This window comes from Halomonas bluephagenesis, assembly GCF_054790765.1.
The window spans coordinates 3,576,630-3,587,867 of record NZ_CP133631.1; the positions used below are offsets into that span (position 1 = coordinate 3,576,630).

Annotated in this window: 8 protein-coding genes and 1 pseudogene; 8 read left to right on the forward strand and 1 reads right to left on the reverse strand. The window is 54.6% G+C overall.

The features are described 5' to 3' along the window. Positions 1–44: 44 nt before the first annotated feature. The 6 genes and pseudogenes from malT to REH51_RS16215 all read left to right on the forward strand — a co-directional run bounded on the left by malT (position 45) and on the right by REH51_RS16215 (position 7,819). Positions 45–2,750, forward strand: a complete 2,706-nt coding sequence (gene malT / locus REH51_RS16190; RefSeq protein ID WP_498936327.1) for an HTH-type transcriptional regulator MalT — start codon at positions 45–47, stop codon at positions 2,748–2,750. Between the two features lie 115 nt (positions 2,751–2,865). Further along, positions 2,866–4,545, forward strand: a pseudogene (locus tag REH51_RS16195) (alpha-amylase family glycosyl hydrolase). Beyond that, the gene (gene ugpC / locus REH51_RS16200; protein WP_009723672.1) at positions 4,533–5,648 is read left to right on the forward strand and encodes a sn-glycerol-3-phosphate ABC transporter ATP-binding protein UgpC; all 1,116 of its coding nucleotides are present in this window, start codon (positions 4,533–4,535) and stop codon (positions 5,646–5,648) included. The pseudogene REH51_RS16195 and the gene ugpC overlap by 13 nt, the downstream one beginning before the upstream one ends. Before the next feature lie 159 nt (positions 5,649–5,807). Further along, positions 5,808–6,332, forward strand: a complete 525-nt coding sequence (locus REH51_RS16205) for a DUF3455 domain-containing protein (protein ID WP_009723671.1) — start codon at positions 5,808–5,810, stop codon at positions 6,330–6,332. A gap of 186 nt (positions 6,333–6,518) precedes the next feature. Continuing rightward, positions 6,519–7,100 carry a sigma-70 family RNA polymerase sigma factor gene (locus REH51_RS16210; RefSeq protein ID WP_009723670.1) on the forward strand — a complete coding sequence of 194 codons (582 nt, stop codon included), beginning with the start codon at positions 6,519–6,521 and terminating at the stop codon, positions 7,098–7,100. Next, positions 7,097–7,819: an anti-sigma factor gene (locus tag REH51_RS16215; RefSeq protein ID WP_009723669.1), complete on the forward strand. Its 723-nt coding sequence runs from the start codon at positions 7,097–7,099 to the stop codon at positions 7,817–7,819. Before REH51_RS16210 ends, REH51_RS16215 begins: the two co-directional genes overlap by 4 nt. A gap of 52 nt (positions 7,820–7,871) precedes the next feature. Here the strand turns inward: REH51_RS16215 and trkA are convergent, their stop codons facing one another. Continuing rightward, positions 7,872–9,245 carry a Trk system potassium transporter TrkA gene (gene trkA, locus REH51_RS16220; RefSeq protein ID WP_498936329.1) on the reverse strand — a complete coding sequence of 458 codons (1,374 nt, stop codon included), beginning with the start codon at positions 9,243–9,245 and terminating at the stop codon, positions 7,872–7,874. A gap of 207 nt (positions 9,246–9,452) precedes the next feature. Here trkA and kdpF point away from each other — a divergent pair, with 207 nt between their 5' ends. Further along, positions 9,453–9,533 carry a K(+)-transporting ATPase subunit F gene (gene kdpF / locus REH51_RS16225; protein WP_083003017.1) on the forward strand — a complete coding sequence of 27 codons (81 nt, stop codon included), beginning with the start codon at positions 9,453–9,455 and terminating at the stop codon, positions 9,531–9,533. Positions 9,534–9,542: 9 nt separating this feature from the next. Beyond that, complete coding sequence (gene kdpA / locus REH51_RS16230) at positions 9,543–11,234, forward strand: potassium-transporting ATPase subunit KdpA (RefSeq protein WP_498936331.1); 1,692 nt, start codon at positions 9,543–9,545, stop codon at positions 11,232–11,234. The last annotated feature ends 4 nt before the right edge of the window (positions 11,235–11,238 follow it).

An 11,238-nucleotide genomic window follows, 5' to 3' on the forward strand; every position in this document is an offset into this window, starting at 1 on the left:
GCGGGCTTTTTGTTATTAAAAAGCACTGATATCGGGAGGCGCTGATGTCGTTACTCCAAGAAAAGCTAAAGGCACCGCCGTTGCCGCTGAGTGTGGTGGCCCGGCCACGCCTTAATGACCATTTCGCCTTAAACGAGCGTACCCGCCTGCTAGTGCTGGCAGCGCCCTCGGGTTATGGCAAAACGACACTGCTGGCCGAGCGGTTGCCCGCGCTGGAGCAGGAGGCCGCTTGGCTACGATTGGATCAGCGTGACAACCAGCCGGTACGGGTTTTAACCTACTGGCGGGCAGCGTTGAATACACTGCTCGATGAAACCGGTGTGCTCTCACCGATGGCAGACAATGCTGACTGTGTAGAGCAGCTTGAGTGCTGGCTGGGTGAGTTGCCCGAGCAGCGTTCGCCGTGCCGTTTCGTTGTAGATGAGTTTGAACACCTGAGCCATCCCGACATTTTGGCTGGCATCGCTCATTGGCTCCGTCATCAGCCGCCCTGGCTGACCTTGACGCTAGCGAGCCGCTCGCGCCCCGCGCTTGGCTTGGCGAGCCTGCGGTTGAGAGGGGAGCTTGAAGAGATAGACCTTCACGACTTGGCCTTTGATAGCGAAGAAGCACACACTCTGTGTGCTGAACAGCTAAGTTTTCCGCCCACTCGAGTAAGCCTTGAACGTGCTTTGCGTAGAAGCGGTGGTTGGATCGTGGCGCTTAACTGGCTGGTTGAGCGAACCACTACGCGTGCGGGTTTCGACGCGCTGGTAGAGCGCTTAAGCGGTGCGCACCCTGATTTTGTCGCTTGGTTTGATGAACTGCTCGCCGCCGCACTTCCCCCTGAAGAGCGCGAGCTGATGCTTCAGTTGGGAGTGTTAGAACGCTTTTCACCTGAGTTAATGGCGCGCCTTTTGGAAGGGGAGCGACTAACTCAGCGTTTGGAAGCGTTTGAGCAAGCTGGGCTCTTTATTGAGCGACCAGACCCGCATACCCAGTGGTTTCGCTTTCAACGGCTGTTTGGCGAGTATCTTCGCCACCGCCGACACGAGCTTAATTTATCCACTCAGCGAAGGTTGCATCAGCGGGCAAGCCAGGCGTGGTTAGCACTAAATGATCCGGTGATGGCGTTACGGCAAGCAATCTTAGCCGAGGAGCAAGAGGACGTTGCCAGTTTGTTGACCGCCCAGGGGCCTGCGCTATTAGCCAGCGGAGCTTATGCGTTATTAGCGCAAGGTTTTGCGCTGTTAGGTGAGCCGCGGATCTCAACAAGCCCTGAGCATACGTTGCTCTATGGCTGGGTATCCCACGGGCAATTTCAGTTCGATGTGACGGCGCGAGTGATCGGATGGATAGAAGCGCAGTTAGGTGCGCGCGAGTGGCAGGCTTTGAATGCTGAGTTTGCAACGCTGCGTGCCCAGTTGGCGATTAACCACGGTAATGCCGAACGCGCTGCGCCACTCGCTGAGCAGGCACTAGCGGTGCCTGCTCGCTACTTAGCGTCAACACCATTGACGGCGACGGCCATTCTAAGCGAATCGCGCTTCGTACAAGGCTATTTAGAGGAGTCGCTGCAGCGGGTGCGAGAAGTGGAGCGCCAAGCTCGTCAGCGCAACGATCATCAGCTGCTGCTGTGGTCATACTGTCATCAGTCTGAAAACCTGGTGGCTCAGGGACGCTTGCAGGCCGCCTACGATATTCAAGAGCGTGCCTTTGCTCATCTAGAACGCGCCGAACTTGAACATTTGCCGGTCGCGGAGTTTTTGTACCGCATTCGTAGCCAAGTGCTGTGGGAGTGGCATCGCTTAGACGAAGCCGAGCAGGCTGCGTTGAAAGGTATTGCGGTGTTAGACAATCAAGGCGAGCGCTGGACGCTTCAGTGCCATATTCAGCTCGCTAAAGTCGCCCAGAGCCGGGGCGACCAAGCCCAGTGTGCCGACCATATTAGAAGGTTGCGTAAAATTCTCGCAGAAGGTGACTATCACATTGATTGGGTAGCGAATGCCCATGCAACGCTGTTGGCGTGGTGGCAATCGACGCACGATATGGATGCGGTTGAGCGTTGGCGCCAAGAAGCGCCAGAACCCCTTACCGAGCATGCCACCAATCACTTTTCCCAGTGCAACGTGCGTAACCATGCCCGTGCATTAACACTATTGGGACGCTACGAAGAGGCCCGCGAACTGCTGGATGCCCTTGAAGCCCACACCCGGCGGCTGGGACTAGTGACTGACGCGAACCGCAATCAACTTTGCTTAGCTGCGGTGGCTTGGCATCAGGGACAAACTGCTCAGGCAAGCAGCCATATGCAGCAGGCGCTCAGTTTGGCTTCCCGCACCGCGTTGGTAGGCAGCTTTTTACGCTTAGGCAAGCCGCTGGGGGAGCTGTTGTCGACCCTGTTGGCAAGTAACACTTTAGCTTCCCTTGAGCAGGCTCGCGCGGAGCGGCTGCTAACCTTGGCAGGCCGCCAAAAAGACTTTGGCAGTGCCCGGCGTTTGATGCTGGATGAGACGGTGATTGCCGACATTGTGGCACGGCCCGATGTGCCTGAACTGATACGTACATCGCCACTGACCCGCCGAGAGTGGCAAATTCTGGGGTTGATTCATGCTGGGCTCTCTAATGAGCAGATCGCCGAACAGCTGTCGGTGGCGCCCACCACGATCAAAACTCATATCCGTAGTCTTTATCAAAAACAGAATATTCGACGGCGCGACGAAGCCATTGCGCTGGCGGGGCAATTGCTGGCGCATATTCAAGGGGAATAACTAACTCGGGGAGCTACTCCTAACGCCTACGCCCATCGCTACCTCTAGGGGAGGATTTTATCTAGCGATCAACGCTGCATCATGCCAATCAACAGGCAACGACAAGGACAATATAATGATGCAGGCATCTTCTACCCCTCACTACGTTGGCAGCCAAGGCGCCGACTGGTGGCGTGGGGCCGTGATCTACCAAATTTATCCGCGCAGCTTTCTAGACAGCCGTGGCGATGGTATTGGTGACTTAAAAGGAGTGATCGACAAGCTTGATTACATCGCCTCGTTAAACGTCGATGCCATATGGCTGTCGCCGTTTTTCACCTCTCCCATGAAAGACTTCGGCTACGATATCAGCAACTATCGCGCCGTCGATCCGATGTTTGGCACCTTGGAAGATTTTGATCGACTGGTAGAAGCCGCTCATGCGCGAGGGTTGAAGGTAACCATCGACCAGGTGATGTCGCATACCTCTGACCAGCACGCTTGGTTTGAAGAGAGCCGACAAAGCCGTGATAACCCCAAAGCGGACTGGTACGTCTGGGCCGATCCCAAGCCTGATGGTGCGCCGCCGACTAATTGGCAGTCGGTGTTTGGCGGCAGCGCTTGGCAGTGGGATACGCGCCGTTGCCAGTATTATCTGCATAACTTCCTGGCCAGTCAGCCGGATCTCAATTTCCGCACTCCCGCCGTGGTGGACGCCATGTTGGAAGAAGTACGCTTTTGGCTGGAGCGGGGCGTAGACGGTTTCCGTCTTGATGCGGTGAACTTCTGCACTCACGGTGAACTTAACGATAATCCCCCGCGCGAAGAAGTCATTGAAAGCTTTTTAGGCGTTCGCCCAGACAATCCCTATGGCTAACAGTTACACCAGTACGATAAAACTCAGCCGGAAAACGTGGTGTTTTTAGAGCGCCTGCGCAGCTTGCTGGAAGAGTATCCTGGCTCGACGAGCGTTGGTGAAGTTGGTGATGACGACGCCCTGGGCGTGATGGCTGAATACTCCCAAGGCGGTAATCGCCTGCACATGTGTTACTCCTTTAATCTGTTGACCGATAAAGCCGACCCTGGTTATTTGCATGAAACGCTCACCGAAATGGAGGCTAGAATTGGCGATGGCTGGCCCTGTTGGGCGCTGGGAAATCACGATGTTACTCGCCTTGCCACCCGCTGGCAGGCCGAAGGGCAGCTGGATAAGCTGCGGCTTTATATGGTGTTCCTGCTTACCCAGCGTGGCAGCGTGTGTCTCTATCAAGGTGAAGAATTGGGCTTGCCAGAGGCCGAACTGACGTTTGAACAGTTGGTAGACCCTGCAGGCATTACCTTCTGGCCTGCCTATAAAGGCCGCGACGGCTGGCGAACGCCACATCCTTGGCAAGCCGACGTGCGACACGCTGGCTTTAGCGATGTTGCGCCCTGGCTGCCAGTGCCCGATTCTCACGCCAGCCTCGCCGTTGACCAGCAAGATAACGATGCCGGTTCGTTGCTCAATGCTTATCGCGAGTTTTTGGCGTTCCGCCGTACCCTGCCTGCGCTAGTAAAAGGCAATGTGCGCTATCACTGCGTGCGTGACGATGTACTCTGTTTAGAGCGCACTTATCAACAAACACGCTTGCTGATTGCGCTGAACTTTAGCAATCAAACTGTCACTCGCTCAGCCCCAGAAAATGCGGAGTCGCTCAACGCCGCCCCAGCATGGCTAAACGGTGAGTGGCAGGGTGGCCAGTTAATGCTACCACCTTACGGCGTGGCGATTGCCCATTGCTCACAAACCGAGGAGGACGCACCATGGGACGTTTAACGCTTAGCGGCATCGGTAAGTCCTTTGACGGCGTTGAAATCTCTCGGGATATCGATCTCACCATTGAAGATGGCGAGTTTGTGGTCTTCGTTGGCCCCTCTGGCTGCGGAAAATCCACCTTGCTGCGAATGATTGCCGGCCTGGAAGACATCACCGAAGGCGATATGCAGCTTGATGGTCAGCGGATCAATGAGATCCCGCCCCAAGAGCGGGATATCGGTATGGTGTTCCAATCCTATGCACTTTACCCGCACATGAGCGTGGCGGAAAATATGGCCTTTGGCTTAAAGCTGGCGCGTACTGATAAAGCCGAGATTCGTCACCGTGTACAGCATGCCGCTGAAATGCTGCACTTAACTGAGCTGCTTGAACGCAAACCTAAAGATCTTTCCGGTGGCCAGCGTCAGAGGGTGGCTATTGGCCGAACCTTGGTAAAAGAGCCAGCGGTGTTTCTGTTCGATGAGCCGCTCTCTAATCTGGATGCCGCGCTGCGGGTGGATATGCGGGTGCAGATTGCGGCACTGCATAAGCGCTTGAATGCCACCATGATCTACGTGACCCACGACCAAGTGGAAGCGATGACTCTGGCTGACCGTATTGTGCTGCTTTCACGTGGCCGTATCGCCCAGGTCGGCGCGCCGCTCTCGCTCTACCACTTCCCTAAAACCCTTGAAGTAGCTGAGTTCATCGGCTCGCCGCGGATTAATACTTTCACCGTCACGGTGGTAGACCCAGGCGAGCGTCAAACAGTAGTGCGTCTGCATAGCGGTGACGCGCTGACAGTGGCGGTCAATGGCAAGCACCTTCAGCCAGGGGATAGCGCAACGCTTGGGCTACGGGCGGAAGATTTTGTCGCAGCCGAGGAGGCAGAAGCCACGCTGAGTGCGACCTTAATGGTGGCGGAAAAGTTGGGTTACGAAACGCTGGCGCATTGGCAGGTAGCAGGTATCGACGCTCCGCTAACTCAGCGTTTAGATGGTTTGACTCACCTAGAAGAGGGCCAAACGGCGAGGCTGGGGCTAGCGGGTCAGCACTGCCACCTATTTGATCAGCGCGGCAATGCTTGCCCCCGGCAGGTTGAAGTAGACGGCGTTAGCCAATAATTAATAAGCTGATTTATATGGAAATAAAGCGCATCAAATTTTTTTGGGGCGCTTTTTTTTAATTTTTTTAAATAAGAGTGCATCCAAAACGTCTCCTCGTGTGTATCCCCTATACAGCCACACTTTGCAGTGGTTGATACAAAACCCAAGGAGACTGAAATGACCATCCAACCTCTTACGCGTGCAGCACTCGCCGCTACTTTGATTGCATCCTTCAGTCACGTTGCGCTGGCCGATATGGCGCCTGCCGACGTTCAAGTGCCAGACGGCAATACTATCGCTCTGGAAACCGTCGGCGTTGGCGCAATTACCTACATGTGTGAAGCCAAAGACGACGGGGCTATGGGCTGGGTATTTAAAGGCCCGCATGCGGCGCTTAATGATAGCGAAGGCATGCAGGTTGGCAGCTATTATGGCCCGCCCGCTACCTGGGAAGCACTGGATGGCTCTAAAATAACCGGCACTCAGCTGGCAACTGCCGCGAATGGTGATGGCAATATTCCGTTGCAGCTCGTTGAAGCGAATCCTGCTGAAGGTGAGGGAGCGATGACTGGCGTTAGCTATATCCAACGCCTGAATACTCAAGGTGGTGTCGCACCGGATGTGGCCTGCGATGACGCCCACGACGGTGCCACCGCAGTTGTAACCTATCAAGCAGACTATATTTTCTGGACAGCTAACTAAGTTCTCTAATTGCTTAGTTGTTAGTAACACCTTTGTTAAGCAAAACTTTTCTCAAGAAACATATCTAAGTAAGGCTAGAGGCTCGTCTCGCGAGTCTCTAGCCGCTATGCTAGCCAAAAGAGCGACAATGACCGTATCGGCGATATATTGGTGGATAATATCGGCGCGTCACCAGGGAGCTAGCATGTGTCTGATATAGGCGTATCTACGATAGCCAACGACTTCGATTATGCCGATGCACTCGCCCGCTGCGCACGCGGTGAGCAAACGGCGCTAAAGCAGCTTTATCGTCAAGAGGGTGCCCGACTGCTTGGCGTTGTCATGCGTATCGTGAAAGACCGCGGTATGGCTGAAGACATTGTTCACGATGCTTGTCTGAACATCTGGCAACGTGCCGATAGTTTCGACCCTGAGCGGGGCTCTGCCCGCACCTGGATATTCAGTATTGCCCGCCACTTAGCATTAAATGCTATTCGCCAGCGCGGCCGAGAAATCAGGGTGGATATCAACGACCCAGGCGAGCTAGCCGATGATGACACCTACCAACAGTCATTATCGACGACGGCGGAGGCCTTTGACTGGCAGACTGGCCAGCAGATGGATGAGTGCTTGCAGCAGTTGGAAACCGAGCGTCGAAACTGTGTGTTACATGCTTACGTGGATGGGTTAAGTCATGCCGAAATTTCTGCACACACTGGCGCGCCGCTAGGCACTGTCAAAGCCTGGATTAAGCGAAGCTTGCTTCGCCTGCGGGAGTGTATGTCATGACACGTTCAAACGAAAACGATGACCTTCATACGCTTGCAGGGGAGTACGTGTTGGGGGTGTTACCCATCGCTGAGCGAGAAGCCTTTGAAGCACGTTTAGCCAATGATTCCAAATTACAAGCCATCGTGGCTGCCTGGGAAGAGCAGTTTTTCCCCTACACCGCGATCGTTGATCCTGTTACCCCATCAGATTATTTATGGCCGCGCATAGAGCGCAGCATGCAAACTGCATCGAAAAGACCGGCGCGCGTTCCCAGGTCGGTACCAACGTCTCGACGCTTGGTGCATAGCCTGCCATTTTGGCGCGCCGCCACCGGCCTTGGTTTGGCTGCTGCGGTGACGATGGGGGTGATGTTGACCAATGTCACTAGCGCACCAACAACGCCGGAATATATGGTGGTGCTGTTAGCGCCGCAAACTCAATCAGCAGGGTGGGTCGTGCAGGCCGCCAACCGCCAGGAAATTCAACTGATCCCGTTGGGCACTTTTGAAGTGCCCGAAGGAAAAGCACTGGAGTTCTGGACCAAGGCGGATGACTGGCAAGCGCCGGTTTCACTTGGCCTAGTAGAGCCAGGGCAACCGCTGCGTTTGCGTTTAGACCAGTTACCGCCGCTTGAAGATAACCAACTCTTTGAACTCACGCTAGAAGATGACACCGGTTCGCCCACCGGTTTACCGACGGGCCCCATTGAGTTTATTGGCCGCGCGGTGGAGATTTAACGCATAGCGTTATTAACGACGGTAACGATATCAAAGGCTAGTTCCGAGTGGCTTAAAAGAACGTTAAACCGACTTGGAATAGCCGCTCCACGTCACGAATGCGCCGCTTGTCGATCACAAACAGAATGACGTGGTCGCCGCTTTCGACCATCACATCCCCATGACCAATGATGACCTCTTTTCCCCGCACAATGGCACCGATGGTGGTGCCTTCAGGCAGGTTGATCTCTGCAATGGTGCGTCCCACGACCTTGGAAGACTGCTTGTCGCCGTGGGCGATAGCCTCAATGGCTTTTGCAGCGCCACGGCGTAGCGAGTGTACATTGACGATATCGCCCCGGCGGACGTGAGTAAGCAGGCTACCGATGGTCGCTTGCTGGGGTGAAATGGCGATATCGATTTCGCCCCCCTGAACCAAGTCCACGTAGGCAGCGTTGTTAATCAGCGTTAGTACTTTCTTGGCTCCCAGGCGTTTGGCCAGCAGCGACGACATAATATTCACCTCGTCGTCGTTGGTCAGAGCACAAAAGATATCGCAGTCTTCAATGTTCTCTTCTTCCAGCAGCCGCTTACTGGTGGCGCTGCCGTGGAGCACTACTGTGCGGTCAAGCCGCTCGGAAAGCGCGGTACAGCGCTCTAAACTGTGCTCGATAATTTTAACTTGATGGCTGTGCTCGAGGTGCTCGGCCAAGCGTTCACCGATATTGCCACCACCGGCAATGACCACCCGGCGAAAATCCCGTTCAACGCGGCGTAGCTCGCTCATTACCGCGCGGATATCGCGCCGTGCCGCCAGGAAAAACACCTCGTCATCAGCTTCAATCACCGTATCGCCACGGGGAATAATCGGCCGGTTGCGGCGGGAAATCGCCGCCACGCGTGTTTCCACATTGGGCATGTGCTTGGCTAAAAAGGCTAAATCCTGTCCAACCAGTGGGCCACCGTAAAATGCTTTTACCGCCACCAGCTGTACCACGCCACCGGCAAACTCCAACACCTGCAGTGCGCCGGGATGCTCAATCAGGCGACGCACATGATCTGTGACCACCTGTTCGGGGCTAATCAATACATCAATCGGAATTGCTTCGTTGGCAAATAAGCCTTTACGGGTGAGGTAGGCGGTTGAGCGTACGCGGGCAATTTTGGTAGGGGTACGAAACAGCGTATGCGCCACTTGACAGGCGATCATATTGACTTCGTCGGTATTGGTTACCGCAATCAACATATCGGCGTCTTCGCAGCCCGCCTGACGTAGCACAATGGGATACGAAGCGGCGCCCGTCACGGTGCGAATATCCAGTTTGGTGTGCAGTTCGCGCAGTTTCGCACCATCGGTATCGACAACGGTGATGTCATTTTCTTCGCGGGCAAGGTGCTCTGCCAGGGTGGCACCGACTTGGCCGGCACCCAAAATAATAATCTTCATCGGTGATTAGATCACTCTGGCGACATGTCACCAAAGATAGTCACCTATCTATAGGGAAGCTGTCGAGTGAAGCAGTGGTAGGAAACGCTATTAATGAGCCAAAAGCTCATTTTTTTACACCTTTTTGACGGCTAACGCCTTAAACGCCATCGATTTTTTACGCAGGCAATCTCTAAGCTCAAGGTGCCAATCAAAGGAGGCACATCGATGAATATTGCACTGTTGATAATCGCGACCGGCACTGCGGCGTACTTGTTTTACGCGCTAGTTTGCCCCGAGCGTTTTTAGGAGATTGCCATGAACGACATGATCGCCATTTATGCCATCGTGGCATTACTTGGTGTGCCACTAGGGATATACATTGCCCGCGCGCTAAGTACTCAGCCCAGTCGAATCGACACGCTATTCAGAGTGATAGAGACGCCTATTTATCGATTAGCAGGCGTTAACAGTCAAAGCGTGATGACGTGGCAAGTCTATGCACTCGCCATTCTGAAGCTGCATGTAGGCTTGATACTACTGGCATGGTTGGTGTTTATGTGTCAGGGCTTGCTGCCCCTGAACCCTGATGGCATACCCGGCATGAAGTGGGATACAGCGCTCCATACGGCGGTATCGTTTGCCACCAATACCAACCAGCAGCACTACTCAGGCCAGGCGCAGCTTTCCCACCTAAGCCAAACCTTTGCCATTGTAACGCTGCAGTTTTTAACCCCTGCCACGGGGCTTGCCGTACTGGTCGCCATAGCACGTACCTTACTAGTGGCTCCGCCAGCAGGAACGTTAAAAGGAGTTGGCAATTATTATCATGACCTGACCCGCACGGTAGTGCGCGTCATGTTGCCGCTGGCAGCAGTGGTGGCGTTGTTGCTGACGTCCCAAGGAGTGCCTTCTAGCTACCAAGCGGCGCATCAGGTGGAAATGCTGGATTCGCAAGTGGAAGAGGTGCAGTCGATACCCTTAGGGCCGGTTGCGTCCATGGTCGCGATCAAGCAGCTGGGAACCAATGGTGGTGGCTGGGATGGGCCAAATTCTAGCGTTCCGCTTGAAAACCCAACGCCGTTGGCCAATGTGATTGAAACTGCTTCCTTGACGATCATTCCCTTCGCATTACTGATTGCCATTGCACTTATTAGTGGCCGACGCCGATTAATGATGGGTATTGGTGCTGTGATGCTGACGTTTTCGCTGATTTCCACCTCTGTGGTGGTTTCTTCGGAACGGATGCCGAATGCTGCTCTTGTCGAGCTTTCTCAACCCGGCGCTAATCTGGAAGGCAAAGAACTGCGTTTTGGCACCGATCTTTCCGCTTTGTGGGGCAGTTGGACGACACAAACATCGAACGGCTCAGTTAACGCCATGCACGACAGCTTCAATCCCATGGGCGGCATGATGGTGTTGATGGATATGTTTGTGAACGTCACCTTTGGCGGCGTAGGTGTTGGGCTTATCGGTTTCTTTCTCTATCTGATGTTGGCGGCTTTTGTTGGCTCATTGATGGTCGGTCGAGCGCCAGAACTGTTTGGTAAGCCGCTAGAAACCCGTGAAATGCGCTGGATCTCGCTAGCAATCCTGGCGCAGCCGTTAGTCATTCTTGGTCTTTCTGCACTTACCGTAGCGATGCCTAACGCTGCTGGAACCTCAAACCCTGGTTTCCACGGCCTATCCCAAGTGCTTTACGAATTTACCTCTGCATTTGCCAATAACGGCTCTGGTTTTGAAGGGCTTGGCGATGATACGCCCTGGTGGAATCTCGCCTGTGTTATTGCACTGATGGTCGGCCGATTCCTGCCCATGCTGGTGCCATTAGCGGTGGCCGGATGGTTGGCAGCGAAGCGCACTGCACCCGCAGGACGCGGCACCTTGCCGATGGATAGCCCGGCATTTATGGGATTGACCGCCGGTGTAATTGTGATTGTTAACCTGCTGGGCTTCTTACCGGCGTTAGTGCTTGGCCCGATTGCTGAAGCCGTGACGCAAGGCTTCTAGGAGA

Coding starts and splice junctions, on each gene's coding strand:
- trkA (WP_498936329.1), bottom strand. CDS start 9,245: ATGAAGATTATTATTTTGGGTGCCGGCCAAGTCGGTGCCACCCTGGCA.
- REH51_RS16215 (WP_009723669.1), top strand. CDS start 7,097: ATGACACGTTCAAACGAAAACGATGACCTTCATACGCTTGCAGGGGAG.
- REH51_RS16205 (WP_009723671.1), top strand. CDS start 5,808: ATGACCATCCAACCTCTTACGCGTGCAGCACTCGCCGCTACTTTGATT.
- kdpA (WP_498936331.1), top strand. CDS start 9,543: ATGAACGACATGATCGCCATTTATGCCATCGTGGCATTACTTGGTGTG.
- malT (WP_498936327.1), top strand. CDS start 45: ATGTCGTTACTCCAAGAAAAGCTAAAGGCACCGCCGTTGCCGCTGAGT.
- ugpC (WP_009723672.1), top strand. CDS start 4,533: ATGGGACGTTTAACGCTTAGCGGCATCGGTAAGTCCTTTGACGGCGTT.
- kdpF (WP_083003017.1), top strand. CDS start 9,453: ATGAATATTGCACTGTTGATAATCGCGACCGGCACTGCGGCGTACTTG.